The sequence below is a fragment of the Klebsiella sp. PL-2018 genome, assembly GCF_019048985.1.
Classification (GTDB): Bacteria; Pseudomonadota; Gammaproteobacteria; order Enterobacterales; family Enterobacteriaceae; genus Klebsiella; species Klebsiella michiganensis.
This window is the reverse complement of record NZ_CP077673.1, coordinates 810,387-837,091: the sequence shown is the minus strand read 5'-3', so window position 1 is coordinate 837,091 and position 26,705 is coordinate 810,387. Positions and strand designations below refer to the sequence as shown.

26 protein-coding genes and 3 tRNA genes are annotated in these 26,705 nt (G+C 56.9%); 9 read left to right on the top strand and 20 right to left on the bottom strand.

Translation table 11 applies throughout. The features are described from left to right. The first annotated feature begins 192 nt into the window (after positions 1 to 192). The gene (robA, locus tag MKleb_RS03980; protein ID WP_014227841.1) at positions 193 to 1,062 is read left to right on the top strand and encodes an MDR efflux pump AcrAB transcriptional activator RobA; all 870 of its coding nucleotides are present in this window, start codon (positions 193 to 195) and stop codon (positions 1,060 to 1,062) included. On the opposite strand, the gene gpmB is transcribed toward robA, so the two are convergent. Further along, complete coding sequence (gene gpmB, locus MKleb_RS03975) at positions 1,059 to 1,706, bottom strand: 2,3-diphosphoglycerate-dependent phosphoglycerate mutase GpmB (RefSeq protein WP_014227840.1); 648 nt, start codon at positions 1,704 to 1,706, stop codon at positions 1,059 to 1,061. The genes robA and gpmB overlap by 4 nt on opposite strands. A 114-nt stretch (positions 1,707 to 1,820) precedes the next feature. Between gpmB and yjjX the strand changes: the two genes are divergently transcribed. After that, positions 1,821 to 2,336, top strand: coding sequence for an inosine/xanthosine triphosphatase (gene yjjX, locus MKleb_RS03970; RefSeq protein WP_025106863.1), 516 nt, complete (start codon positions 1,821 to 1,823; stop codon positions 2,334 to 2,336). On the opposite strand, the gene trpR is transcribed toward yjjX, so the two are convergent. Next, on the bottom strand, positions 2,323 to 2,655 hold the full coding sequence (trpR, locus tag MKleb_RS03965; RefSeq protein WP_004098417.1) for a trp operon repressor: 333 nt from the start codon (positions 2,653 to 2,655) through the stop codon (positions 2,323 to 2,325). The genes yjjX and trpR overlap by 14 nt on opposite strands. 117 nt (positions 2,656 to 2,772) lie before the next feature. After that, positions 2,773 to 4,710 (bottom strand): murein transglycosylase, encoded by a 1,938-nt coding sequence (gene sltY / locus MKleb_RS03960; protein ID WP_025106864.1) that lies wholly within the window; start codon positions 4,708 to 4,710, stop codon positions 2,773 to 2,775. A gap of 273 nt (positions 4,711 to 4,983) precedes the next feature. Between sltY and ettA the strand changes: the two genes are divergently transcribed. Beyond that, positions 4,984 to 6,651 carry an energy-dependent translational throttle protein EttA gene (gene ettA, locus MKleb_RS03955; RefSeq protein ID WP_217076485.1) on the top strand — a complete coding sequence of 556 codons (1,668 nt, stop codon included), beginning with the start codon at positions 4,984 to 4,986 and terminating at the stop codon, positions 6,649 to 6,651. Positions 6,652 to 6,759: 108 nt separating this feature from the next. On the opposite strand, the gene nadR is transcribed toward ettA, so the two are convergent. From nadR to serB, 3 genes are read right to left on the bottom strand one after another with little or no spacing between them, the layout of a single operon-like run. Then, positions 6,760 to 7,992, bottom strand: a complete 1,233-nt coding sequence (gene nadR / locus MKleb_RS03950; RefSeq protein ID WP_004098414.1) for a multifunctional transcriptional regulator/nicotinamide-nucleotide adenylyltransferase/ribosylnicotinamide kinase NadR — start codon at positions 7,990 to 7,992, stop codon at positions 6,760 to 6,762. A 21-nt stretch (positions 7,993 to 8,013) separates the two neighbouring features. Next, positions 8,014 to 9,396, bottom strand: a complete 1,383-nt coding sequence (radA, locus tag MKleb_RS03945; RefSeq protein WP_004098408.1) for a DNA repair protein RadA — start codon at positions 9,394 to 9,396, stop codon at positions 8,014 to 8,016. A gap of 9 nt (positions 9,397 to 9,405) precedes the next feature. Beyond that, complete coding sequence (serB, locus tag MKleb_RS03940; RefSeq protein WP_014227836.1) at positions 9,406 to 10,377, bottom strand: phosphoserine phosphatase; 972 nt, start codon at positions 10,375 to 10,377, stop codon at positions 9,406 to 9,408. Between the two features lie 104 nt (positions 10,378 to 10,481). Here serB and MKleb_RS03935 point away from each other — a divergent pair, with 104 nt between their 5' ends. Next, entirely contained in the window at positions 10,482 to 11,123 is a 642-nt protein-coding gene (locus MKleb_RS03935) for a YtjB family periplasmic protein (RefSeq protein ID WP_217076484.1), read from the top strand. 10 nt (positions 11,124 to 11,133) lie between these two features. Beyond that, positions 11,134 to 12,150, top strand: coding sequence for a lipoate--protein ligase LplA (gene lplA, locus MKleb_RS03930; RefSeq protein ID WP_014227834.1), 1,017 nt, complete (start codon positions 11,134 to 11,136; stop codon positions 12,148 to 12,150). Positions 12,151 to 12,199: 49 nt separating this feature from the next. Here the strand turns inward: lplA and deoD are convergent, their stop codons facing one another. The 13 genes from deoD to MKleb_RS03865 all read right to left on the bottom strand — a co-directional run bounded on the left by deoD (position 12,200) and on the right by MKleb_RS03865 (position 24,600). Continuing rightward, positions 12,200 to 12,922: a purine-nucleoside phosphorylase gene (deoD, locus tag MKleb_RS03925; protein WP_004098401.1), complete on the bottom strand. Its 723-nt coding sequence runs from the start codon at positions 12,920 to 12,922 to the stop codon at positions 12,200 to 12,202. Between the two features lie 93 nt (positions 12,923 to 13,015). Then, entirely contained in the window at positions 13,016 to 14,239 is a 1,224-nt protein-coding gene (gene deoB / locus MKleb_RS03920) for a phosphopentomutase (RefSeq protein WP_014837353.1), read from the bottom strand. Positions 14,240 to 14,291: 52 nt separating this feature from the next. Continuing rightward, positions 14,292 to 15,614, bottom strand: a complete 1,323-nt coding sequence (gene deoA, locus MKleb_RS03915) for a thymidine phosphorylase (protein WP_014227832.1) — start codon at positions 15,612 to 15,614, stop codon at positions 14,292 to 14,294. 78 nt (positions 15,615 to 15,692) lie between these two features. Beyond that, positions 15,693 to 16,472 (bottom strand): deoxyribose-phosphate aldolase, encoded by a 780-nt coding sequence (gene deoC / locus MKleb_RS03910; protein WP_014837351.1) that lies wholly within the window; start codon positions 16,470 to 16,472, stop codon positions 15,693 to 15,695. Positions 16,473 to 16,888: 416 nt separating this feature from the next. Continuing rightward, positions 16,889 to 18,166 (bottom strand): NupC/NupG family nucleoside CNT transporter, encoded by a 1,278-nt coding sequence (locus MKleb_RS03905; protein WP_004098395.1) that lies wholly within the window; start codon positions 18,164 to 18,166, stop codon positions 16,889 to 16,891. A 131-nt stretch (positions 18,167 to 18,297) separates the two neighbouring features. After that, on the bottom strand, positions 18,298 to 19,092 hold the full coding sequence (locus MKleb_RS03900; protein WP_025106866.1) for a metal-dependent hydrolase: 795 nt from the start codon (positions 19,090 to 19,092) through the stop codon (positions 18,298 to 18,300). Continuing rightward, positions 19,089 to 20,162 (bottom strand): patatin-like phospholipase family protein, encoded by a 1,074-nt coding sequence (locus MKleb_RS03895; RefSeq protein ID WP_004128693.1) that lies wholly within the window; start codon positions 20,160 to 20,162, stop codon positions 19,089 to 19,091. The genes MKleb_RS03900 and MKleb_RS03895 overlap by 4 nt, the downstream gene beginning before the upstream one ends. Before the next feature lie 120 nt (positions 20,163 to 20,282). Beyond that, positions 20,283 to 20,444, bottom strand: coding sequence for a DUF1328 domain-containing protein (locus MKleb_RS03890; RefSeq protein WP_003856556.1), 162 nt, complete (start codon positions 20,442 to 20,444; stop codon positions 20,283 to 20,285). Between the two features lie 124 nt (positions 20,445 to 20,568). After that, a complete protein-coding gene (gene osmY / locus MKleb_RS03885) occupies positions 20,569 to 21,180 on the bottom strand; it encodes a molecular chaperone OsmY (protein ID WP_014227828.1) in 612 nt (203 codons plus the stop codon). A 217-nt stretch (positions 21,181 to 21,397) separates the two neighbouring features. Next, a complete protein-coding gene (gene prfC / locus MKleb_RS03880) occupies positions 21,398 to 22,987 on the bottom strand; it encodes a peptide chain release factor 3 (RefSeq protein ID WP_004098388.1) in 1,590 nt (529 codons plus the stop codon). A 92-nt stretch (positions 22,988 to 23,079) separates the two neighbouring features. Further along, entirely contained in the window at positions 23,080 to 23,757 is a 678-nt protein-coding gene (gene yjjG, locus MKleb_RS03875) for a pyrimidine 5'-nucleotidase (protein ID WP_004098385.1), read from the bottom strand. A gap of 14 nt (positions 23,758 to 23,771) precedes the next feature. Then, on the bottom strand, positions 23,772 to 24,218 hold the full coding sequence (gene rimI / locus MKleb_RS03870; RefSeq protein WP_004098383.1) for a ribosomal protein S18-alanine N-acetyltransferase: 447 nt from the start codon (positions 24,216 to 24,218) through the stop codon (positions 23,772 to 23,774). Next, on the bottom strand, positions 24,187 to 24,600 hold the full coding sequence (locus MKleb_RS03865; RefSeq protein ID WP_014837349.1) for a DNA polymerase III subunit psi: 414 nt from the start codon (positions 24,598 to 24,600) through the stop codon (positions 24,187 to 24,189). Before MKleb_RS03865 ends, rimI begins: the two co-directional genes overlap by 32 nt. 158 nt (positions 24,601 to 24,758) lie before the next feature. On the opposite strand from MKleb_RS03865, the gene rsmC reads away from it, so the two are divergent. The 4 genes from rsmC to MKleb_RS03845 all read left to right on the top strand — a co-directional run bounded on the left by rsmC (position 24,759) and on the right by MKleb_RS03845 (position 26,275). Then, positions 24,759 to 25,787, top strand: coding sequence for a 16S rRNA (guanine(1207)-N(2))-methyltransferase RsmC (gene rsmC, locus MKleb_RS03860; protein WP_025106867.1), 1,029 nt, complete (start codon positions 24,759 to 24,761; stop codon positions 25,785 to 25,787). Positions 25,788 to 25,955: 168 nt separating this feature from the next. Continuing rightward, a tRNA-Leu gene (locus MKleb_RS03855) sits at positions 25,956 to 26,042 on the top strand. A gap of 28 nt (positions 26,043 to 26,070) precedes the next feature. After that, positions 26,071 to 26,157: transfer RNA gene (locus MKleb_RS03850), tRNA-Leu, on the top strand. Positions 26,158 to 26,188: 31 nt separating this feature from the next. Further along, positions 26,189 to 26,275: transfer RNA gene (locus tag MKleb_RS03845), tRNA-Leu, on the top strand. A gap of 19 nt (positions 26,276 to 26,294) precedes the next feature. Here the strand turns inward: MKleb_RS03845 and MKleb_RS03840 are convergent. After that, positions 26,295 to 26,534, bottom strand: a complete 240-nt coding sequence (locus MKleb_RS03840; protein ID WP_033836844.1) for a DUF1435 domain-containing protein — start codon at positions 26,532 to 26,534, stop codon at positions 26,295 to 26,297. Between the last annotated feature and the right edge of the window lie 171 nt (positions 26,535 to 26,705).

The following is a 26,705-nucleotide window of genomic DNA, read 5'->3' as shown; positions in this document are numbered from 1 at the left end:
AAATTTAGCTGAGTGATTATCACACATTAAGAAGAAAAGTTTTATAGATCACAGCTTTACAAAATTACCACCGATACTTCTGGAAGAATCGCATTTAAAAGCAAAAAAAACACTGAATGCTAAAACATCAAAAAATGCTATTATCCGCTACCTTTAGTATCAGGCACCTGAGTTTAAGGATGGGGATATTTTATGGATCAAGCAGGGATTATTCGCGATCTCCTTAGCTGGCTGGAAGGTCACCTGGATCAGCCACTCTCACTGGACAATGTGGCAGCGAAGGCGGGCTATTCCAAGTGGCATCTGCAAAGAATGTTCAAGGACGTGACCGGCCATGCCATTGGTGCCTATATTCGCGCCCGTCGCTTATCTAAGTCAGCGGTTGCCCTACGCCTGACCGCGCGTCCGATTCTCGATATTGCGCTGCAGTATCGCTTTGACTCGCAGCAGACTTTTACTCGCGCATTTAAAAAACAGTTCTCGTTGACGCCAGCCCTTTACCGACGCTCCCCCGACTGGAGCTCTTACGGTATGCGTCCTCCGCTGCGTCTGGGCGAGTTCACCATGCCGCAGTACGAATTCGTCACGCTGAACACCACTCAGCTGGTCGGCGTGACCCAGAGCTATACCTGCAAGCTGGAAGAGATCTCCGATTTCCGTAATCAGATGCGCGTGCAGTTCTGGCGTGAATTCCTCGCCAATACGCCATCGATTCCTCCGACGCTGTACGGCCTGCATGAGCCGCGTCCGAGCCTCGATAAAGACGATGAGCAGGAGGTGTTTTACACCACCGCGCTGACGCCGGAGCTGGCTAACGGCCATCTGCACAACGCCCACCCGGTGACGCTGGAAGGCGGCGAATACGTGATGTTTACCTACGAAGGATTGGGCACCGGGCTACAGGAATTTATTCTGACGGTTTACGGCACCTGCATGCCGATGCTCAATCTCACTCGTCGTAAGGGCCTGGATATCGAACGCTTCTTCCCGGAAGATGAAAACCGGAATCAGGAACCGCCTATTCAGCTGCGCTGCGAATACCTGATTCCGATTCGTCGTTAACGCTGTAGCTCATCCATCGCGGGGGCATCAAGATGCGAGACATCCCCCGCGGTTTCCACGACCCATCCCGACGCCAGCCAGGGGCTTTGCTGATAGTCAACGCGAGAGATAGAGCAGTTGCGCAGACGCAGGCGACGCTCCGCATAGGCGGGCAAGCCAAGAATCGTACTCACCAGACACCCCAGCGCCATGCCGTGGCTCACCAGCAGCGGCCGGCTACCTGCGGGCAGCTCCAGACAAGAGGTCAGCGCCGCGTGCATACGGTCGCTCAGCTCCTGCATTGACTCTCCCTGCGGGATGCGCCCGTCGGGCGTACCGTTAACCAGCTGTCGACGCCAGCCCTCTTCTTCTTCGCTCAGCGAGTCGATATGGCGCTTTTCCAGCACGCCCATATCCAGCTCACGCAAGCGTGAATCGGTCATGACGCTGCATCCGCAGGCTTCAGCGATGATTTCTGCGGTACGCCGCGTCCGGCCTAAATCGCTGGCGATAATATGCGTAATCCCCAGCGTTCTGGCGCGCTCGCCTACCTGCCAGGCCTGACGCTCACCGTGGGCGGTAAGCGGACTGTCGGACTGGCCCTGAATACGTCGCTCGGCGTTCCACTGCGTTTCACCGTGGCGAACAAGGTATACCTGTAACATGCTTTATTATCCGTTATGAGCTCTTAACCATTAAGCTACAAGCATAGCCGCCTGCAACAAGAATGATTTGGAGTATACTGCGATGATGTTTAGTATTTCTGAGTTGTTTTGATTATGCACCATGTTGTCTCAGCTACCACTAATCCCGCCAAAATTCAGGCAATTCTGCAGGCTTTTAACGAGATCTTCGGCGAAGGATCCTGCCACATTGAGTCCGTCTCCGTCGAGAGCGGCGTGCCGGAACAGCCTTTCGGCAGCGACGAAACGCGCGCTGGCGCACGAAACCGCGTGGCTAACGCGCGTCGCGCGCAGCCCAATGCTGACTTCTGGGTCGCTATTGAAGCCGGCATCGATGAGGGCAGCACCTTTAGCTGGGTGACGATCGAGGACGGCAGCCTGCGCGGCGAAGCGCGCTCGGCGACCCTGCCTCTGCCGCAGGTCATTCTTGAAAAAGTCCAGGCAGGAGAAGCGCTGGGGCCGGTGATGTCTCAGTATACCGGCATCAATGAAATTGGCCGTAAAGAGGGCGCTATCGGCGTATTTACGGCCGGAAAACTGACGCGCAGCAGCGTTTATCATCAGGCCGTCGTGCTGGCGCTAAGCCCGTTTCATAACGCTATTTATCGTTAACGTTAATCAACGCCTGCTCCAGCCACAGACGCAGCTCCGGCGGGGCTGACTTCAGGCTGTTCGAACCGCGGGTAATGGTGGCGATCCCGGCGCCGAGCTCGTTTTTCAGCTCGCGCTGGCTCATCTCGCCGCGCAGCAGCTCTTCAATAATACGCACCCGCGTGCCCAGCGCCTCGCGCTCGTCGGGCGTCAGCATGAGCTGTAAAAGCGGCAGATGGAGATCGTCGGCGTACGCCTGCTGCAGGAGAGCAACAAAACGCAGCCACTCCTGATGACGCTGTTCGGCCACCGCCGCTGAATAGGGGGATTGTTGGGTCATGTTACGCCACCTGTCGAATGTACTCACTAACGAGTACAAAGCATAACATACTTCTGTCCGGACTCTACGGATTTCGGGCAACATCGCGAAATACGATGTTGCCCGACGACGGCGATATTAATAGCGCAGCTTCCACTCCGCATCGCTCAGCAGCGTCTCTTTCTGGCCCATAAAATAGCGATAGTAGGCGTCATAGGACAAAACGTTTTTCACGTAGCCGCGCGTTTCAGAGAAAGGAATGCTCTCAATAAACGCCACCGCGTCAATGCGGCCGCCGCTGTTGCCCCGCCAGGTACGCACACGCCCAGGACCGGCGTTATAGGCGGCGGAGGCGAAGATACGGTTATTGCCAAACTGCTGATAAACATATTGCAGATAGCTGGTACCAATGTTGATGTTCATTTCCGGATCGAGCAGCTGCGATGGACCGCTATAGCCGGGAATACTGAACATGCTCACCGTATGCGTTGCCGTCCCCGGCATAATCTGCATCAGACCGCGGGCGCCAACCGGTGAACCGGCTTTCGGGTTCCAGGCGCTCTCCTGACGCGCAATGGCCATTGCGTAGCTTTGCGGAATATCTTTACCGCTGATATAGCGGGTAAAGAGGTCGTTATAGGCCAGCGGGAAACGCTCTTCCAGCTGATCCCACAATTTACCGGCGATGGTGGCCTGGACGCTGAGATCCCACCAGTTCTGATTAAACGCGTAACGAGCCAGCTGCGCCTGCTGGCCTTTGGTCTTGCTGGTGACCAGATTGGCCCACTCGCTGCGGGCGGTGTTATCCATATTCCAGTACATCAGTTCGCGCACCCGCGCCATTTCCGGCCCCGAGGTCAGCGCCGGATCGAGGTTCGCTGGCGCTTTATCGATGCGGAACCTGTACTCCTCGCCAAGGCGCTGCGCGGCGACCATCGGATAGAAGCCGCGCTGCTGCATCAGCGAGCGGAGAATATCTTTCGCTTCGTCATCGCGCCCGCGCTCCAGCAGCAGATCGGCCTGCCAGTAGCGCCATTCGTCCTTCTCTTTCGCTTCCATCGGCAAGCGCGCCAGCCAGGTGTTCAGGCCCCGGCGGTCCCCAAGGCCCAGCGCCATACGAACCCGGCGCTCCACCAGCGAGGTGGATTGCGAACGCATGATGGCATCGTCGCGCCAGATGGCCTGCTCTTCGGTCACGTCGCTGCCCATCAGGCGCCAGGCGACGATGTCCCGCAGCTCCTGAATCTGATCTTCATTGAGCTGCTGCGCCTGCGCTAATGAGGGGATCATCAGGCGCGCATTTTCCACATCCTGCCGCGCAACGCTGGCAAACGCGACCGCCGCCATCTGGCGGGTAAAATCCGTCGCGCCGGTTGTCCGGGCGAACGTCATCACGCTGTTGGGATCGTTAGCCAGCGCGATGACCGCCGTCGAAATCGTTTGATAATCGGCAGGCATCTGCTGGGCCAGGACCCGCACCAGGCTGGTATTGCCCGCTTTCATCGCCAGGCGAATGCGTTCAAGGTAGGCCAGCGGATCCTGCTGGCCGGAGGCGCGCCAGGCGCCAAACAGCTGGTCACAGGCGTTTGGCTGACTTTTGCCGCTCAGCCACAGCGCTTTGGCGCCGTCCCAGGCCTCCTGAGCCTGGCCGACGTTCCACTTCGCATAGTAGTAATTGCACTGCGCCTCGGTGCCGGTCGGCTTATCCGGACTGAAGGCCAGCAGGCCGCGCCAGTCGCTACGGCGCGCCAGTTCATTGACGAACCGTGATTTCAGCGAGCGCGCGGGAGGCAGCGTCGGGTTGGCGGCGATAAAGTTGGTCACCACCAGCGCCGGCTGGTTCATCAGATCGTCGGTAATCTGCCGGTACTGGAGATAAGGATAGAGCGGATAGGTCGTCAGGGTGGGCATCAGCTGATTGACGACGTCCATTTGTCGACTGTCCCACGCCTGTTTAATTTGAGCATAGCGGCTGCGCTGTTCATCCAGTGAATCCGCATGCGCCAGTTGGCTTAACGTCAGCAGACTTACGCCGGCGGCCAGAAGACGCCACGTCACAGTTTTGGCTTTTTCCACAAGCTCTTCCTCTATTCAGATACACCACAGCAGCATCATGCCGCGGGCAAAAATTTCAGGTATTACGTAGATATGCTAATCAGACAACGCGAATCGCGCCACGTCCCGGACATTTTTTTACGCTTTTGTGAATCCCATCGCCTCGCTGGGATTAAAGCGCGAAAAAGGCTACACTTCGCCTTTGAAAACTATTCACTACCCTACTCAAAATCATTCTGGCTGCATCAAGCGAGCCTGAGGGATGAAGAGTATATAAAAGAGGCGAAGTCCAACGTGGCTCAATTCGTTTATACCATGCATCGTGTCGGCAAAGTGGTTCCGCCGAAACGTCATATTCTGAAAAATATCTCCCTGAGCTTTTTCCCTGGCGCAAAAATCGGCGTTCTCGGTCTGAACGGCGCCGGTAAGTCTACCCTGCTGCGCATCATGGCCGGCATCGATACCGATATCGAAGGCGAAGCCCGTCCGCAGCCGGGCCTGAAAATCGGCTATCTGCCGCAGGAGCCGCAGCTCAATCCGGAGCAGACCGTACGTGAGTCGGTTGAAGAAGCGGTGGCCGAAGTGGTCAACGCCCTGAAAGGTCTGGATGAGGTGTACGCCAAATACGCGGAGCCGGATGCCGACTTCGACAAGCTCGCCGCTCAGCAGGGCAAGTTCGAAGAGATTATCCAGGCGCACGATGGCCATAACCTGAACGTCCAGCTTGAGCGCGCGGCGGATGCCCTGCGTCTGCCGGACTGGGACGCGAAAATCGCCAACCTGTCCGGCGGTGAGCGCCGCCGCGTCGCGCTGTGCCGCCTGCTGCTGGAAAAACCAGACATGCTGCTGCTCGACGAACCGACTAACCACCTGGATGCAGAGTCCGTCGCGTGGCTGGAACGCTTCCTGCACGATTTCGAAGGCACCGTCGTGGCGATTACCCACGACCGCTACTTCCTCGATAACGTCGCCGGCTGGATCCTTGAGCTTGACCGCGGCGAAGGTATTCCGTGGGAAGGCAACTACTCCTCCTGGCTGGAGCAGAAAGATCAGCGTCTGGCGCAGGAAGCTTCTCAGGAAGCGGCGCGCCGTAAGTCAATCGAGAAAGAGCTGGAGTGGGTCCGTCAGGGCGCGAAAGGCCGTCAGTCTAAGGGCAAAGCCCGTCTGGCGCGCTTTGAAGAGCTTAACAACGTCGAGTACCAGAAGCGTAACGAGACTAACGAACTGTTTATTCCGCCAGGCGCACGTCTGGGCGATAAAGTGGTTGAAGTCAGCAACCTGCGTAAGTCCTACGGCGACCGTCTGCTGATTGACGACCTGAGCTTCTCGGTACCGAAAGGCGCTATCGTCGGCATCATCGGCCCGAACGGCGCGGGTAAATCCACCCTGTTCCGCATGATGTCCGGTCAGGAACAGCCTGATGCCGGTTCAATCACCCTGGGTGAAACCGTCAAGCTGGCCTCCGTCGATCAGTTCCGCGACGCGATGGACAACAGCAAAACCGTATGGGAAGAAGTTTCCGGCGGGCTGGGTATCATGAAGATTGGCAACACCGAGATGCCGAGCCGCGCCTACGTGGGCCGCTTTAACTTCAAAGGCGTTGACCAGGGCAAGCGCGTTGGCGAGCTGTCCGGCGGTGAGCGCGGTCGTCTGCACCTGGCGAAGCTGCTGCAGGTGGGCGGTAACGTCCTGCTGCTCGATGAGCCCACCAACGACCTGGATATCGAAACCCTGCGCGCGCTGGAAAACGCCCTGCTGGAGTTCCCGGGCTGCGCGATGGTTATCTCGCACGACCGCTGGTTCCTCGACCGCATCGCGACCCACATTCTGGACTACCAGGATGAAGGTAAGGTGGAATTCTTCGAAGGTAACTTTACCGAATACGAAGAGTACAAGAAACGCACCCTCGGCGCCGATGCGCTGGAGCCGAAGCGTATTAAGTACAAACGTATCGCGAAGTAAAAGCAAAAGGGCAACGCAGGTTGCCCTTTTTCGTGTTTGCCCCCTCTCCCGCCGGGAAAGGGCTGTAGCCAGGCGCAGGCATTCATGCGGCATCAGGCCGCAGAAGGCCTATCCCTGCTCGCCCATCATCTCTTTCACCAGCTCCACGCAGCGCAGGAAGCGGGCATCGTAGTCGGCCTCTTTCACATGCACAAAATCTATCTCGTTTTCCTTGAGCAACGACACCAGCAGCGTCTGAAACTCTTTGCGGTCCACCGAGCTGCCAAGGCTACGCAAACCATCGGCCACCCACGGCGTGTTGTTTTCCAGCAGAATGACCAGGTCAAAACGATACTCGTCGATCAGCGCCTGCACAAAGGGGTGTTCCCGCCCTTCGTACTTGAGACAGAACGCCTGGGTGCTGACAAAGTCCGTGTCGATGAACGCCACCTTGTTGGCATACTTCACCGCGAAATCAATATACTGCGCGTGGCCGAGGGCAATCTTGTCGTAGTCGGAATATTGCAGCGCCATCTCATCGCCGCCGAGGTGCGAAAAGACGTAGTCGCGGCCATACTCCCAGGCGCTGGTGGTATTAAAGATATTGGATAGCTTATTCACCAGCGTCGACTTACCGCTCGATTCACCGCCCAGGATCGCCACGGTGCGCACGAAAAACGGCTTCACTTCGGTAGGAATATATTCCCAATAGCGGAACGGGTTTTCACGAATCTGCCCGCCGCTGATGTTCATAAAGGTGCGTTTAGGATCGATGAGTACGGTTTCAATTCCCAGATGATCCAGATACTGCGGCGCGTCGCCCTCTTCCGAGGTGTAGATCCAGTTAGGCTCAATGCCCTTCTCGTTCATAAAGGCGCGGATCCCGCGGCTCCAGACGTCCCAGCCGTGCGGATAAGGTTCCATCCCCTCTTCATTGAAGGCGTGGATGCGGATATTTTTCTGGTACTTGAAGGTCTGCAGCAGCCAGCGCAGGCGATCGGGCACGGTCGGCTGCTGCGACATCGCGCTCTTTTCAAACAGCTCGCGGTCGCGGGGATCGTCGTAGCCCATAATGATGTGCAGCTCATCGACCTGGCTACAGGCGCGCTGAATCAAATAGATATGGCCGGTATGCAGCGGGTAAAACTTACCAAATACCACGCCAACGCTTTTTTGCCGACGCGGAAACTCCAGCCCGAGAAACCGGTGCAGCGCTTCCAGCTTCTGCGCGCTGGGGCTTTTAATTTTCGCGTTCAGCAGCTGGCTCAGATAGCCTTTTGTCATCCCACTGGCGTCAGCTACCTGCTGTAGCGTACACCCCTTCTGCTTTATGGCGCTTTTTAAATAGTCAAATGACGACATCGCGAGTCTCCTTTTAACTTATTATAAGTCGTCAAAGACGCTAAGTGCGTCCGCAAGCTTTTTCACGCCAAAGATTTGCATCCCTTCCGGCACTTTTTTCGGCACATTGGCTGCCGGAACAATCGCCCGACGAAAACCATGCTTAGCCGCTTCTGAAATACGCTCCTGGCCGCTCGGCACCGGGCGAATTTCGCCTGCCAGACCCACTTCGCCGAAAACCACCAGGTCCTGGGGCAGCGGACGGTCGCGCAGGCTGGAAACCATCGCCAGCAGCAGCGCCAGATCGGCGCTGGTTTCGGTGACCTTCACGCCACCAACCACGTTGACGAAGACGTCCTGGTCGGCCATCTGCAGACCGCCGTGACGATGCAGGACCGCCAGCAGGATCGCCAGACGGTTCTGCTCCAGCCCCACCGCCACGCGGCGCGGGTTGGACATCATCGAGTGATCGACCAGCGCCTGGATCTCCACCAGCAGCGGTCGCGTGCCTTCCCAGACCACCATCACCGAACTGCCGGAAGTCACTTCGTCACCGCGGCTCAGAAAGATAGCCGAGGGGTTGCTCACTTCACGTAGCCCCTGCTCGGTCATGGCGAATACGCCCAGCTCGTTGACCGCGCCGAAGCGGTTTTTATGACTGCGCAGGGTGCGGAAACGAGAATCGGCGTCGCCGTCGAGCAGCACGGAGCAGTCGATACAGTGCTCCAGCACTTTCGGCCCGGCCAGCGAGCCGTCTTTGGTCACGTGGCCGACCATGACGATAGCCACGCCGCGCGTCTTGGCAAAGCGCGTTAAATAGGCCGCCGTTTCGCGCACCTGGGCCACGCTGCCCGGCGACGACTGCACGTCGGCCATATGCATTACCTGGATGGAGTCGATAACCATCAGCTGCGGCTTTTCTTCATCGGCAATCTGGCAAATCTGCTCAATGCTGGTTTCTGACAGCATATTGAGGTTAGCCGTCGGCAGGCCTAAACGGTGAGCGCGCATCGCCACCTGCTGAAGCGACTCTTCCCCGGTGACGTAGAGCGTTTTCATACCTTCGGCGAGCTTACACAGGGTTTGCAGCAGCAGCGTCGACTTACCCGCGCCGGGGTTGCCGCCGATCAGAATCGCGCTCCCCGGCACCACGCCGCCGCCGAGCACGCGGTCAAACTCTTTAAAGCCGGTCGAAAAGCGCGGCAGCGCTTCGAGGCTAATATCGGAGAGCTTCTGCACTTTCGATACGCCGGCATTACCGGCATATCCTGACAGACGTTCGTTTCTTGCCACCTGGGGCGAAGCGGCAATGCGCATCTCGGTTATGGTATTCCAGGCATGACAGGCGCTGCACTGCCCCTGCCAGCGCGGATAATCCGCACCGCATTCATTACAGACAAATGCGCGTTTTGGAGCTTTCGCCACGTTAACCTCTTACTTTTGATTCATGCTGCCGGAGAGAATACAGAATACCCCCATCAGGTCAGCGTGGCGGATTGTCACTTCCGCCAGTTCATTAACTTTGGGCTTAGCATGATAGGCGATGCCGAGCCCTGCCGCTTTAATCATCGGCAGATCGTTTGCGCCATCGCCAATGGCGACGGTTTGCGCCGGCGGGATCTCATACTTTTCCGCCAGTTTACGCAGCGTATTGGCTTTATATTTCGCATCGACGATATCGCCGATAACGTTGCCGGTCAGCTTACCGTCCATGATCTCCAGTTCGTTGGCGACCACCGCGTCGAGATGCAGCTTGTCGCGCAGATACTCGGCAAAGAAGGTGAAGCCGCCGGAGGCGATCGCCACTTTCCAGCCGAGCGTTTCCAGCTTCAGCACCAGCTGGGTCAGGCCCGGCATCAGCGGCAGCGTTTCCCGCACCTGCAGCAGAATATTGGCATCGGCATCTTTCAGCGTCGCCACCCGCTGGCGCAGGCTGGCGGTAAAATCAAGTTCGCCGCGCATCGCGCGCTCGGTCACTTCAGAGACCAGCTCGCCGGTACCGGCCAGTTTGGCGATTTCATCAATGCACTCAATCTGAATCGCCGTCGAGTCCATATCCATGACCAGCAGCCCCGGCGTACGTAAATGCGGGATTTTACCCAGCGGCGCAACGTCAAAACCGGCCTCATGGGCCAGACGGGTCGCTCGTAGCGTCAAAGAACCAGCCAGCCGAATCACCTGATAGTCGTCGACCGCCCAGGAGGCAACAATCACCAGGGCCGCCCCCAGTTCTCGCTGCCACTCGGTCAGGCGACGCTTGTTAAGACCGCGGCCATACAGCAGCCAGCCGCTGCGTCCGGCGTGATAATCCAACGGCATGACCTCATCACCGCTCAGGGAAAGCGGCAATCCAGGCCACTGGGAAACATCTTCAGGCAGGTCGCACCAGGTCAAACTGTTTGGCATCACGGCTCCACATAACTTCATTCAGGCGAGGAAAATAACGCATGAGGCTACCTTGTAACCAGCGCTTCTGGCAACATTAAGCTGCAAATTTTCAAAGGTGGAATATGGTACGCGCAAAACTTAAATTCCGGCTGCATCGCGCGGTGATTGTTCTGATCTGTCTCGCGCTCCTCGTCGCCCTGATGCAGGGGGCCTCATGGTTCAGCCAGAACAGCCAGAAGCAGCGCAATCCGCAGCTGGAAGAACTGGCCCGCACGCTCGCCCAGCAGGTCACGCTCAACCTGGCGGCGCTGATGCGTAGCGAAACGCCCGACGAAAAGCGGATTAGCCAGCTGCTGGATCAGCTTACCCATAAAAGCCGGATCCTCGACGCCGGCGTATATGACGAACAGGGCGACCTGGTGGCGCGTTCCGGCGAAAGCGTCGAGGTACGCGATCGGCTGGCGCTGGACGGTAAAAAAGCCGGCGGCTACTTCAACCAGCAAATCGTCGAACCTGTTCAGGGTAAAAACGGCCCGCTCGGCTACCTGCGCCTGACGCTGGATACCCATACCCTGGCCACCGAAGCGCAGCAGGTCGATAATACCACCAATATCCTGCGTCTGATGCTGCTGCTATCTCTGGCCATCGGCGTCGTCCTGACGCGCACCCTGCTGCAGGGTAAACGTACCCGCTGGCAGCAATCGCCTTTCCTGCTCACCGCCAATAAGCCGGTGCAGGATGAAGATAAAGATGAATCAGAATAAGGAAATCGCCATGTCAACGCTGCGCCTGCTGCTCTCCGACTCTTACGACCCCTGGTTCAATCTGGCGGTTGAGGAGTCTATTTTTCGCCAGATGCCCGCGACTCAACGGGTGCTGTTTCTGTGGCGCAATGCCGATACGGTGGTCATTGGCCGCGCGCAGAACCCGTGGAAAGAGTGCAACACCCGACGTATGGAAGAAGATAACGTGCGCCTGGCCCGTCGCAGCAGCGGCGGCGGCGCGGTATTCCACGATCTGGGCAATACCTGCTTTACCTTTATGGCCGGCAAACCGGAGTACGATAAAACCGTTTCCACAAATATCGTGCTGACGGCGCTGAATGCGCTGGGCGTAGCGGCGGAAGCCTCGGGCCGCAACGATCTGGTGGTCAAAACCGCCGAAGGCGACCGCAAGGTCTCCGGTTCCGCCTATCGCGAAACGATGGATCGCGGCTTTCACCACGGTACGCTGCTGCTGAACGCCGATTTAAGCCGCCTGGCCAATTACCTCAATCCCGATAAGAAGAAGCTGCAGGCCAAAGGCATTACCTCCGTGCGCGGACGGGTAGCCAATCTGGTCGAGCTGCTGCCGGGCATTACCCATCAGCAGGTTTGCGAAGCGATTCAGGAGGCGTTCTTCGCCCATTACGGCGAGCGCGTGGAGGCCGAAGTGATCTCTCCGGAGAAAATGCCGGACCTGCCGAATTTTGCCGCGACCTTTGCCCGCCAGAGCAGCTGGGAGTGGAACTTTGGCCAAGCTCCGGCCTTCAGCCATCTGCTGGATGAACGTTTTACCTGGGGCGGCGTAGAGCTCCATTTCGACGTCGAAAAAGGCCATATCACGCGCACGCAGATTTTTACCGACAGCCTCAACCCGGCGCCGCTGGAAGCGCTGGCCGCCAGGCTGCAGGGATGCCTCTACCGCGCGGATATGCTGCAGCAGGAGTGCGATGCATTACTCGTGGATTTCCCGGAGCAGGAGAAAGCGCTGCGGGAGCTCTCGGCATGGATTGCCGGCGCGGTACGCTAACGTGCGGTCACCCCGGCCCTCTCCCATAGGGAGAGGGCGGAAGAGATGATTACTCTTTATCGCCCAGCAGAACGGATTCCAGCGCGATTTTAATCATGTCGTTGAAGGTCGTCTGACGTTCAGCGGAGCTGGTCTGCTCGTGGGTACGGATGTGGTCGGAGACCGTGCAGATGGTCAGCGCTTTCGCACCAAATTCCGCCGCGACGCCGTAGATGCCAGCCGCTTCCATTTCCACGCCCAGAATGCCGTATTTTTCCATCACGTCGAACATTTCGCCGCCGTCCGGCGCATAGAACAGGTCAGCAGAGAAAATGTTGCCCACGCGAGCGTCAACGCCCAGCGCTTTTGCCGCGTCAACCGCGTTACGCACCATGCCAAAGTCGGCAATCGCCGCAAAGTCGTGGTCCTTAAAACGCATACGGTTAACTTTAGAGTCGGTACAGGCACCCATGCCGATAACCACGTCGCGCAGCTTAACGTCCATACGCACCGCGCCGCAGGAGCCGACGCGAATGATTTTTTTGACGCCGAAGTCGGTGATCAGCTCTTTTGCGTAAATGGAGCAGGACGGGATCCCCATGCCGTGACCCATCACGGAAATTTTGCGGCCTTTGTAGGTACCGGTGAAGCCCAGCATACCGCGCACGTTATTCACTTCGCGGACATCTTCAAGGAACGTTTCTGCAATGTGCTTCGCGCGCAGCGGGTCGCCAGGCATCAGCACAACGTCAGCGAAATCGCCCATTTCTGCGTTAATGTGTGGAGTAGCCATCGTTAAATCCTTCTGAATGTTTTACCTGATGGCGGCTATGCCTAATCAGGTCGACAAAAAAGGCCCGGCGAGCGAGGCTCACCGGGCAAATAATCACAGCATGTTTTTGCCGTATTCCATCGGAGACGTACCGAAGTACGTTGCCAGGGTCTGGCCAATATCGGCGAAGGTTTCGCGGTGACCCAGCGAACCCGGCTTCACTTTCGGGCCATAGATCAGCACCGGAATGTGCTCGCGGGTATGGTCGGTACCGGTCCAGGTCGGGTCGCAGCCGTGGTCGGCGGTCAGGATCAGAATGTCATCCTCCCCGACCAGTTCCATCAGCTCCGGCAGACGGCGGTCGAACAGCTCCAGCCCTGCGGCATAGCCTGCAACGTCGCGGCGGTGGCCCCAGGAAGAGTCGAAGTCCACGAAGTTGGTGAAGACGATGGTCTCGTCCCCCGCTTCTTTCATCTCTTTGATGGTGGCGTCAAACAGCGCATCCAGGCCGGTCGCCTTCACCTTTTTGGTAATACCGCAGTTGGCGTAGATATCGGCGATTTTACCCACCGATACAACCTGGCCCTTTTTCTCGTCGACCAGCTTCTGCAGCACCGTCGGCGCCGGCGGCTCAACGGCCAAATCGTGGCGGTTACCGGTGCGCTGGAAGTTGCCGGCTTTGTCGCCGATAAACGGACGCGCGATAACGCGACCGATGTTGTAGCCGCCTTCGGTCAGCTCTTCACGCGCGATTTCACACAGCTCGTACAGCTTATCGAGACCAAAGGTCTCTTCATGACAGGCAATCTGGAATACCGAGTCAGCGGAGGTATAGAAAATCGGCTTGCCGGTTTTCATATGCTCTTCGCCCAGCTGGTCGAGGATAACGGTACCGGAAGAGTGGCAGTTGCCGAGGTAGCCCGGCAGGTTTGCGCGCTTAACCAGTTTATCCAGAAGTTCCTGCGGGAAGCTGTTTTCATGCTCGGGGAAGTAGCCCCAGTCAAACAGAACCGGCACGCCGGCGATTTCCCAGTGGCCTGACGGGGTGTCTTTACCGGAAGAGAGCTCATGCGCCCATGCGTAGGCGCCGATAACGTCCGCGCTGCCGTCCATACCGGCGGCAATTTTACCGGTAGAACCCTCATGGGCTTTAACCAGCCCCAGACGGGTCAGATTCGGTAGATTGAGCGGGCCTTTGCGGCCGTTGTCAGCCTCGCCTTTGGCACAGGCTTCTGCAATATGGCCCATGGTGTCTGAACCGACGTCGCCAAAGCGATCGGCGTCTTCAGTCGCACCGATGCCGAATGAGTCCAGCACCATAATAAATGCACGTTTCATATTATTCTCCGTACCTTTTGCGCTGCAAAAAAGCGATCAGATCAGTATATAACTATTCGGTGATACGACGATAGACCGTCGGCGTCATTTCAGGCGCTTTATCGTCAAGTTTAATGGCCGCTTTCACGGCTTTGGCCGCTTCCTGCCAGCTGTTTTCATCTTTAGCATGGATAACCGCCAGCGGCTGCTGCGCGTCGATACGCGCGCCGAGGCGAACCACGTCGGTGAAACCGACGCTGTAATCAATCAGATCCGATGCCTGACGGCGACCGCCGCCCATTGACACCACCGCCATGCCCAGCGCGCGGGTGTCCATTTCGGCGACAAACCCTTCGCCTTCGGCATAGACGGCTTTGCTCAACATCGCGGCCGGCAGATACTTATCGTAGTTTTCCACGAAGTCGTTCGGCCCTTTTTGCGCCGCCACCATCCGGCCGAAGACTTCTGCGGCTTTACCGTTATCCAGCACCGCCTGTAGCTTCGCCCGCGCGTCGGCGTCATTCTGCGCCAGCTTGCCGGAAATCAGCATCTCGACGCACAGCGCCATCGTCACCTCAAGCAGCCGCGGATTGCGGTACTCGCCGGTGAGGAACTGCACGGCTTCACGCACTTCCACCGCATTACCGGCGCTGGAAGCCAGCACCTGGTTCATATCGGTTAACAGCGCGGTCGTCCGCACGCCGGCGCCGTTGGATACCCCGACGATCGCTTCGGCCAGCGCGGCGGAAAGCTCATAAGTAGGCATAAAGGCGCCGCTGCCGACTTTGACATCCATCACCAGCGCGTCCAGGCCTTCCGCCAGCTTCTTGGCGAGAATGGAGGCGGTGATCAGCGGGATAGAGTCCACCGTTGCGGTGATATCGCGCGTGGCGTAAAAACGTTTGTCCGCCGGCGCCAGAGAGCTGGTCTGCCCGATAATCGCGACGCCGACATCTTTAATGATTTCACGGAAGCGGCTATCGTCCGGGAAAATATCGAACCCAGGAATCGCTTCCAGCTTGTCGAGCGTACCGCCGGTGTGCCCGAGACCGCGCCCCGAGATCATCGGGACATAGCCGCCGCAGGCCGCGACCATCGGCCCCAGCATCAGCGAGGTCACATCGCCTACGCCGCCGGTAGAGTGTTTATCGACGATCGGGCCATTGAGGTTAAGACTCTTCCAGTCGAGAACGGTCCCTGAATCCCGCATCGCCATGGTCAGCGAAACGCGTTCCGGCATAGACATATCGTGGAAAAAAATGGTCATCGCCAGCGCGGCGATCTGCCCTTCTGAGATGGTGTTGTCGCGGATGCCGTTGATGAAAAAACGAATCTCTTCATCGCTCAGCGCATGACCATCACGTTTTTTACGAATAATTTCTTGTGCGAGAAACAAGATAACCTCCCGAGGAAAGAGTCAAAGACCAACCACAGGCCGGACAGCATCCGGCCTTGAGGTCAGGCAAATTACGTATTAGTAGCTGCTGGCGCTCTTACCATCGCCGTGACCCAGCGCTTTCAGCAGGCTTGCCAGCAGGCTGGAAGCGCCAAAGCGGTAGTGACGAGAGTCGGCCCAGTCGGCACCGAACAGTTCATCGGCAATAGCGAGGAACTTTTGCGCGTCTTCTGCGCTACGCACGCCGCCCGCCGGTTTGAAGCCGACGCTCTGCTGAACGCCCATATCGCGGATGACTTCCAGCATGATGCGCGCGCTTTCCGGGGTCGCATTGACCGGAACTTTACCGGTAGACGTTTTGATAAAATCGGCACCGGCTTTGATGGCGATTTCAGACGCTTTACGAATCAGCGCTTCTTCTTTCAGCTCACCGGTTTCGATAATCACTTTCAGCAGCACGTTTGCCGCCGCGCAGGCTTCTTTACAGGCTTTCACCAGGTCAAAACCCACCTGTTCGTTGCCGGCAATCAGCGCGCGGTAAGGGAATACGACGTCAACTTCGTCTGCGCCGTAAGCTATCGCCGCGCGGGTTTCCGCCAGCGCAATAGCAATATCATCGTTACCGTGCGGGAAATTGGTCACCGTCGCGATCCGGATATCCGGGGTACCCTGCTCGTTCAGCGTTTTACGCGCGATCGGGATAAAGCGCGGGTAGATGCATACTGCGGCAGTATTCCCTACCGGTGTTTTGGCCTGGTGGCACAGCGCGATCACTTTTTCATTGGTGTCGTCATCGTTCAGGGTGGTCAGGTCCATCAGTTTCAACGCGCGCAGGCTGCTTGCCGTTAAATCAGTCATTTCATACTCCGACGGCGTATTGCCGTATTAAAGTTTGTTCACCTTGCGAGTCTGTTACTATTGTAACATCCCCTCGCCGTTACACTTCGATATACATCACAGTTAATGAAAACTAATTACTAATTTGCATTACTGTAGAGTGATATGAATCACATAATAAATCCCTGTGCATGCCCCCCGAAGGCCAGACTCTCTTTAAGCATAATCAGGAATCTCAGTGTCGAGGCAATGTTATTATTGTAACATACCCACGCGGTCAACCTCGATATCAGCGCGGACATTTTGTGCGAAAAAATGCCAGATGCATCATGAGTGATTGATAAACAGATAATTATTAAATGATAGGATTTTAACACACAGATGAGAGATCCCCGCGGCGGCGGTGCCGCGGGGTAGGGTCGTGATTAACGACGGCGCTATAGCGCGAGGAAGACGCCCGCTATCGTGGCGCTCATCAGGTTAGACAGCGTCCCCGCCGCCACGGCCCGCATGCCCAGCTGGGCAATTTCCTGGCGACGATTAGGCGCCATGCCGCCCAGTCCGCCAATCAGAATCGCAATGGATGACAGATTGGCAAAACCGCACAGGGCAAACGAGATGATGGCCTTGGTGTGGGTTGAAATCACCTGCAAACCGGCGGCTGCGACCTCGGCGTCGGCTTTCAGGTATTCACCGAAATTCATGTAGGCCACAAACTCGTTGATAATCAGCTTCTGGCCGATAAACGAGCCGGCAACGGTGGCCTCATTCCACGGAACGCCAATCACCCACGCCAGCGGTGAGAAGACCCAGCCGAGGATCATTTGCAGCGACAGGTCCGGATGGTTAAACCAGCCGCCCACGCCGGAGAGAATACCGTTAACCAGGGCAATCAGCGCGATAAACGCCAGCAGCATCGCCCCGACGTTAAGCGCCAGCTGCATCCCGGAAGCCGCGCCGGACGCGGCGGCATCCAGCACGTTCGCCGGCGCCTGCGGATCGGCGTCGTTTTTTTCCATCGCCGGGTTGTCCCGGGGCTGCTCGGTTTCCGGCACGATAATCTTCGCGAACAGCAGGCCGCCCGGCGCCGCCATAAACGAAGCGGCAATCAGGTATTCCAGCGGTACGCCCATCTGCGCGTAACCGGCCAGAACGGAGCCCGCAACCGAGGCCAGGCCCCCGCACATCACGGCGAAGAGCTCGGAACGGGTCATGGTGGCGATATATGGACGCACCACCAGCGGCGCTTCGGTCTGGCCAACGAAGATGTTCGCCGTGGCAGAGAGCGATTCCGTGCGCGAGGTTTTCAGTACCGCGCGCAGCGCCCCGCCGAGAATGCGGATAACAAACTGCATGATGCCGAGGTAATAAAGCACGGCGATCAGCGATGAGAAGAAGACGATGACCGGCAGGACGCGCAGGGCAAAAACAAACCCGCCGCCGCCGAAGACTTCAAACATCTTGTCGGAAACCAGCCCGCCAAAGATAAAGCCGATCCCTTCATTGCCGTAAGCAATGACGTTGGCAACGCCGTTCGACATGGCCAGCAGCGCGGTGCGCCCGGCCGGCACGTAGAGAATTAACGCGCCGATCCCCACCTGGATAATCCAGGCGCCGAGGACGGTACGCAGGTTGATGGCTTTTCGATTACTGGAGAGGAGCACAGCGATGGCTAACAGCACCACCATGCCGATAAGTCCCATGATAATTTGCATACAGAGTCCCTGTGTATTGAGAGTTCAGCCTTAAAACCCCGCGATTATAACGGCATGAAACCATCATGCTCATTTCAGCTCACACATTTTAAGCAAAACAATGAGATAAAAAGGCAGGAATGAGACACAGGTCACTCAACAAAGCGTTGCGGAAGCGCAAAAAGCGCATTTGTATTATCAATCAGGGTATTCGCTATCTCTTCCGCGGGCTCCGGGCGTAGTTCACATAAGGTGGAGAAGACGCGAGCCGCCCGTTCTGGCCTGTTCGGCTGCCCCTGGAAACCGTTCAACGGCATATCCGGCGCATCGGTCTCCAGCAGCAGCGCCGAAAGCGGCAGCTGCGCGATCACATCGCGGGTCTTACTGGCGCGCGGATAGGTAATGGTGCCGCCAACGCCAATCTTGTAGCCCAGCTGCACAAACCGCTCCGCCTGCTGAAGGCTACCGGCAAAACCGTGCACTACGCCGGTTCGCGGTAAAGCGTGCTTTTTCAGCAGCATCGCCAGCTTGTCGTGAGTGCGTCTGGAGTGGAGGATCGCCGGCAAATCGTAGCGTTTCGCCAGCCGCATCTGCGCCTCAAATACAGAAACCTGACGTGCAAATTGCGGATCTTCCCGATAGAGATCGAGACCGATCTCCCCAACCGCGACCAGCTTAGCGTCGCGTTTCGCCAGGCAGGCTTCAAGCCGTTCAAGACTCTCTGCGCTATGCCGTTCAATCGCTATCGGATGGAGGCCTAAGGCGGCGTAGAGCTCATCATATTTCTCCGCCAGCGCTAACACGCGGGCGAAGTTATCCGCTTCTGTCGCAGGTACCACGATCTGCGTCACGCCAGCCTCCGCCGCCCGGGCAATGCTGGCGCTTTCGTCGCCGGTGAAAGGGGGAAAATCGAAATGGCAGTGGGTATCAATAAATCGTAGGGTCACGCCAGGTCCTCATTTTCAAAGCTGGCATCATTGGCCTGCACCGCCGCGATGACCGGCGCCTGAGGGATCTCATTGGCCACCGGCGCTGGCGGAATAACGACCGTTTTCGGTACCGCAATACGCGGCGCATGGCGCAGCAGCGGCGGTCTGTCGGCCAGCAGTTTACCGACGGTAGCGAGAAAGTAGCGCCCGCACTGGCGTCCGGTCTTGTAGTCCTCCAGCAACGCCGGAAGACGGCTGCCTAACGCCATACTCTTCAACGGCTTCTGCGGATAAATTTCCAGAATTCTCAGCTTACCCGGCGGTTTTTCAATGAACTCTTGCGTGGAGCGATAGGTGGTTTCGTGATGCTGCACCAGATTCACAAACGGCTGCAGACTACTTTCGCCAAGCCAGCGCTCCATACGTTTAAACCACTGCGGCGTGTAGTACATCTGGGACGGAACGGTGCGGATCACCACGATGGTTTGCGCCCCTCGACGGGCCGCTTCCTGTACGGGGATCGCATCGCTGACGCCGCCGTCAAGATAGCTCACGCCATCCAGCAGCACGCCGCTGCGGTAAAAACCGGGAATGGCGCTGGAGGCGCGAATCAGGTCAAGCCAGGTCTGCTGAGTGGGGGAAAAGTAGTTTGGCGTGTAATCATCGCCGCGACAGGCGCACATCCAGAACTCTTTTCCCTGGGCAAAACAATCTTCAGCATAGGCCATCGCCAGCGGCATCTTTTTCGAGGTGGTGTCGACCAACCAGTCAAGATCGATAAGATTCCCGCCGCGCACAAAACGCATCGGGTCGAAAAACTCGCGGGCGGTGGTGTAGCGGGTGATCACTTTGCGGGCATAGCCGGGCTGGTTGCACAGATAGGCCGAGAGATTTTGCGCCCCGGCAGAGGTACCGAACATCATGTCGAACGGGTTGAATCCCGCGCGCATAAATTCGTCCAGCACCCCGGCGGTAAAAATCCCTCTCTGCCCCCCGCCTTCGCACACCAGTGCGAGCCTGCCCGGCTGGAAGGGTTTAACAGATAACGGCGTAATGTTGCCCAACGTAACGGGAATTCGCTGCCCCACCCTGCTTTCCTGTCTGGCTTATTATAAAAACAAAGGTAACGCAATTTTTAACGCCCTGAAACTGAGAAAGCCAGTCACATTGACTGGCTTTATGTAAGACGGTATTTCACGCGTTAACGTCTAGGGACGCCGACGGCCGGTGAACAGGCTGACCAGGAACAGGATAATACCGACAACGAAGACAATTTTCGCAGCCCAGGCAGCGGTACCCGCCAGGCCACCAAAGCCCAGAGCGGCGGCAATTAACGCGATCACCAGAAAAATAATGCCCCATCTAAACATACGTCTCTCCTTACCATAGTTAATGACGGTCGATTTTCTGCGCACTCAGGCCGCGCATACACAACCCTGTGGTGCTACACATCCTGCGGAAAGACCGCAGAATAAATTTTTTTAGTGAATAGATTTATTTGACGCTAAGGTCATTCTTCACGCTTTTGACGCCGGAAACGGCTTTCGCAATACCTTCCGCCCGCTCCGACTGCTTACTGGACTCTACCGTACCGGATAAATGTACAACGCCATCGGTGGTCTCCACCTTCACGTTACGCGACGGAACGATATCGTCAGCCAGTAATTTCGCTTTGATCTCGCTGGTCACCGCCGTGTCGCCGGCATAGCCCTTCAGCGAAGCAGATTTTTCGTTCTGTACGCTAAGCTTGTCGTTAACGGAGGTCACGCCTTCAACCGCTTTCGCTACGCTAAGCGCCTGCTTATGCTGCTCTGAACTGTCAACCGTACCGCTTAACGTGACGACTTTGTTTTCAGTTTTCACAGAGATATCGGTGCTGCGAATATCTTTATGATCGATCAGCGCCGCTTTCACCCTGGCGGTGATGGTGCTGTCGTCCATAAAATTCCCGACTTTGTTCATCGAATTATCAACGGCTTGCCCGGCATTGCTTGCTGCAGATTTTGCGCTATCTGCGGTCGAGTTTTCCGCATACGCCGAAGCGCTGATTATTGCTGAGCCCAGGAAGAGGGCCAGGAGTGTCTTGCCGCTCTTAAGTTTTGTCATCGTTGTTCCTCGTTATATCTAAGCAGGTAAAGCAAAATAAGTAGTCTATTAAGCCAGGATTCCAAAAATTACTTATTAAATGTAGTAGATACGCGGAAGAGTGCGGCATGAACGGGTAAAAAAGCGCGCAAAACGGTAAGAATTAAGAACTTTCCAGAAAGGGCAATCCGAGGTGAAAATGGCGTGGAGCGCGGCGAAAACCGCGCTCCGGAGAGGATTAGTGCTCGCGGGTTTTACGGAACTGGACGTCAGGGTAACGTTCCTGCGTCAGGTTCAGGTTAACCATGGTCGGGGCGATATAAGTCAGGTTATCGCCGCCATCCAGCGCCAGCTGAATTTCGTTCTTACGCTTAAACTCTTCGAATTTCTTCGCGTCGCTGCATTCCACCCAGCGTGCGGTCGCGACGTTGACGGACTCGTAAATCGCCTCAACGTTGTACTCGCTCTTCAGGCGAGCAACAACCACATCAAACTGCAGCACGCCCACCGCGCCAACGATCAGATCGTTATTGGCGATCGGACGGAACACCTGCACCGCCCCCTCTTCAGAAAGCTGAACCAGCCCTTTCAGCAGCTGTTTCTGCTTGAGCGGATCTTTCAGGCGAATGCGGCGGAACAGTTCCGGGGCGAAGTTCGGGATACCGGTGAACTTCATCATTTCACCCTGGGTGAAGGTATCGCCAATCTGAATGGTGCCGTGGTTATGCAGACCCAGGATATCGCCCGGATACGCCTCTTCCACATGCGAACGGTCGCCGGCCATAAAGGTCAGCGCGTCGGAGATCACCACGTCCTTGCCGATACGCACCTGGCGCATCTTCATACCCTTCTCGTACTTACCGGAAACCACGCGCATAAAGGCCACGCGGTCGCGGTGTTTCGGGTCCATGTTGGCCTGAATTTTAAAGACGAAGCCGGTGAACTTCTCCTCCGCGGCCTCCACGGTGCGGGTGTCGGTTTTGCGCGGCATCGGCGCGGGCGCCCACTCCACTAAACCGTCCAGCATATGATCGACGCCAAAGTTACCCAGCGCGGTGCCGAAGAATACCGGCGTAATTTCGCCCGCCAGGAACAGCTCTTTATCGAATTCGTTAGACGCGCCCTGCACCAGTTCCAGCTCATCGCGCAGCTGCTGCGCCAGGTCTTCACCCACCGCGGCATCAAGCTCCGGGTTATCCAGCCCCTTCACGATGCGCACTTCCTGGATGGTGTGGCCTTTACCGGTCTGATACAGGTAGGTTTCATCTTTATAAAGATGGTAAACGCCCTTGAACAGTTTGCCGCAGCCAATCGGCCAGGTGATCGGCGCGCAGCCGATTTTCAGCTCGTTTTCCACTTCATCCAGCAGCTCCATAGGATCGCGGATGTCGCGGTCGAGTTTGTTCATGAACGTCAGGATCGGCGTATCGCGCAGACGGGTGACTTCCATCAGCTTACGGGTACGATCCTCGACGCCTTTCGCGGCATCGATAACCATCAGGCAGCAGTCTACCGCCGTCAGGGTACGGTAGGTATCCTCGGAGAAGTCTTCGTGGCCCGGGGTGTCGAGCAGGTTAACCAGGCAGTCGTGATACGGGAACTGCATCACGGACGTGGTGATGGAGATACCGCGCTGCTTTTCCATCTCCATCCAGTCAGATTTCGCATGCTGGCTGGAGCCGCGACCTTTCACCGTTCCGGCGGTCTGAATAGCCTGTCCGAATAACAGCACCTTTTCAGTAATGGTCGTTTTACCGGCATCCGGGTGAGAAATAATGGCAAAAGTGCGGCGCTTGGCCACCTCCTGCAAATAAGGAGACAACGTCATAATTCAATCTTCTTAGTAAACGCGGCAACGCGCCGCGCATGTTGAATACGAAAAAATTGCGGCTATTTTACCCATCAATGGGGGGGAGGCAATCAGTGTTTACACAGGAGTTGCTCCAGTTCGCTTAAAGAGGTGACCGTCCAGTCCGCGCGGAGGTCCGCGGGCAGTTCGCGCTGATGGGGGTTGAACCAGCAGGTCGCCAGCCCGGCATTCACGCCGCCGCGAATATCCGATTCCGCCGTATCGCCAACCATCAGCACCCGCGAACGATCGGGATTGCCCGCCTGCGCCAGCGCATAGTCGAAAATACGCGCATCCGGCTTAGCCACCCCAACCTCTTCGGAAATAATGAGCAAATCAAAGTGATCGCGCAGTCCGGTACGTTCAAGACGCGTCTGCTGCAGTGAGGTAAAACCGTTGGTGATGATGCCCATTTTTACCTTCCCCTGCAGCGAATCAAGCAGCGATACCGCTCCCGGCAGCGGCGAGCAGATCTCCGCCATCGCGTTCATAAACGCGGCGTTCAGCTCGCCGGGAGGGACGTTCAGGCGTTCCGCCCAACCGTCAAAGCGCTGATGCTGCAGCTGAAGAGAGGTAATGGCGCCGTTTTGATAATCCACCCATAGCGGCTTATTCACGGCCTGGTAGTCCTGAAAATCCTCTGCGGAGAACGTCACGCTATAGTCGAGAAACATCCGCTGTAGGCCGCTAAATGAGTCAAACGTAAATAACGTTTCGTCGGCATCAAAGAAAATCCAGTCCCACTTCATCGTATCACCTTGTCTTACATACTGATTGGCAGTGCCATTATGATGGCGTCCTCACGTCCGTCGACCGTGGGGTAATAGTTGCGGCGAATCGTCGCCTCGTTAAAGCCTAAGCTTTCATAGAGCGCGATGGCGGCGACGTTAGACGCGCGCACCTCCAGCCACAGCGTGACGACGCCGCGTTTTTCAACTTCATCAATCACCCGTTCCAGCAGCGCCCTGCCCAGACCGCGACGCTGGAAAGCGGGGTCGACGGCAATATTGAACAGCGTCGCTTCGTCGAGCACGATTTGCGTAATGGCAAAGGCCGCCATCACGCCGTCCACGGACAGTTGAAGATTCAGATAGCGCTCGCCCTGATTACTGGCAAACGTCTGTTCGCTCCACGGAAAAGCGTGGGCGCGCGTTTCAATTTGCCAGGCGCGGGGCAAATCAGCCGGGTTGAGGGTAGAAATCGTGTTCATGTGCGCAAATCTGTTGCCAGAGCGCCATGCGAGCAGGCGTGCTGGTCTGAAGTTCATCGAAAGCGGGCGTGGAAAGCTGTGCGCCCGCCAGCAGCAGCGGCGCGTCGGTGCCCAGCCGCCAGCTATTACAGCGTGCGTCCTGAGGCAGCATCGCAACGCGTTCAGGCGTCAGCTGCATCACCTGCTCCGGCATCAGGGCCAGCGCGCGCAGAATATCGCTGATTAGCGGTTCGGTCAGCGATGGCGGTTCTTCCGCCACCATCACCAGACGAATATGTCCAGGAAGCGAGATAGCGATTTCACCCTGTAACGCCCCAGGACGACGTAACGACCACTGGGTGATGCCCAGCTGCTGTAATTGCCAGTCTCGTCGGGATGTCATAGCGAAACACTCCTGTTAATTAAGCGCGCAATATAGCAAATCCGTCGTATCTGCGCCAACAAACTACGCGGCGGTCGGAGCGCATCCCGCCGCCAACAAAGAGGCAGGCCGAAAGATAACGTGTATAATCGGCGCCAGTCTTAATGAAGGAGTGTTTCATGTCCGCTTTTACCCCGGCAAGTGAAGTCTTGCTGCGCCACAGTGATGATTTCGAGTCCGCCCGCGTTCTGTTTGCCGGTGACCTGCAGGATGACCTGCCCGCACGTCTGGACACGGCCGCCAGCCGCGCCCATACCCAGCAGTTCCACCACTGGCAGGTACTGAGCCGCCAGATGGGCGAAAATGCCCGCTATAGCCTGGTCGCAGAGGCCGGCGATGTCGCCGATTGCGATACGCTGATTTACTACTGGCCAAAGAACAAACCGGAAGCGCAGTTTCAGCTGATGAACCTGCTTTCGCTGCTGCCGACCGGTATTGATATTTTCGTGGTTGGCGAGAACCGCAGCGGCGTGCGCAGCGCCGAGCAGATGCTGGTGGAATATGCGCCGCTGAGCAAAGTCGACAGCGCGCGCCGCTGTGGGCTGTATCACGGTCGTCTGGAAAAACAGCCCGCGTTCAATGCAGAACAGTACTGGGGCGAGTATTCGCTGGATAATCTGACGATTAAAACGCTGCCGGGCGTCTTCAGCCGCGATGGCCTGGATGTCGGTAGCCAGCTGCTGCTTTCCACGCTGACGCCGCATACCAAAGGTAAAGTGCTTGATGTCGGCTGCGGCGCCGGCGTGCTGGCAACCGTGCTGGCCAGCCACTCGCCTAAAGTCCGCCTCTCGTTGTGCGACGTCAGCGCCCCGGCAGTTGAAGCCAGTCGCGCCACGCTGGCCGCTAACGGCATCGAAGGGGAAGTGTTCGCCAGCAACGTGTTCTCTGAAGTGAACGGCCGCTTCGACATGATTATCTCCAACCCGCCTTTCCACGATGGTCTACAGACCAGCCTGGAGGCCGCGCAAACGCTGATTCGCGGCGCCGTTCGTCATTTGAACAGCGGCGGCGAACTGCGCATCGTCGCTAACGCCTTCCTGCCCTATCCGAACGTGCTGGATGAGATCTTCGGCTTCCATGAAGTGATTGCCCAAACGGGCCGCTTTAAGGTCTACCGGACGGTGATGACCCGTCAGGCGAAGAAATAATCCTGCGTTTTTTCGGCGCCAGCAGACGCTGGTCGCCGATGTTTTTCCTCTCTGACCGTCCATTTTTGCAACAATCAATCCAACTGATACAATTAACTATTGACGAATAGCTGAAAACCACTAGAATGCGCCTCCGTGGTAACGATACTTTCATAGTGTCGATGGTATGCGAAGGTGGCGGAATTGGTAGACGCGCTAGCTTCAGGTGTTAGTGTCCTTACGGACGTGGGGGTTCAAGTCCCCCCCCTCGCACCATAATCCACGTTGATATTGCTCGCACTGGGCGAAGGTGGCGGAATTGGTAGACGCGCTAGCTTCAGGTGTTAGTGTTCTTACGGACGTGGGGGTTCAAGTCCCCCCCCTCGCACCAACGAGGCGATATCAAAAATTAAGAATACTGTGCGAAGGTGGCGGAATTGGTAGACGCGCTAGCTTCAGGTGTTAGTGTCCTTACGGACGTGGGGGTTCAAGTCCCCCCCCTCGCACCAATATTCTTACCCTTCCGTTTTATCCCATCAGCTTCAAATTCATTATTATCAGCATCATCCCACTGACCAGCGCCACGCATGATGGCAGCAGAACAAAGTGCCTTAGCTGACGGTGCCAAATCATCACCGCTGACATGAGCATTCCCAGCGTCACCAATCCGCGCCAGGCATCTACCGACAAATCGGCAAACCCGAGGACGGCAATCAGTACGCCAGGGATCAACACGCCCCATCCACTCCCTAAAGTTCGCTGCAACATGTTTTCGCCTCTCACAACGATAATGATAACCAATATCATATGTTAATTTTTATCATTTGTCATCCCGGGGAAATAGCGCGTCCTTATTCTTTACGTTTGTGGTAATGACATACATTCATGAAGGTGATAAATTAAGCGGCAAAAAATAATATATTAAATTATCTGATTATT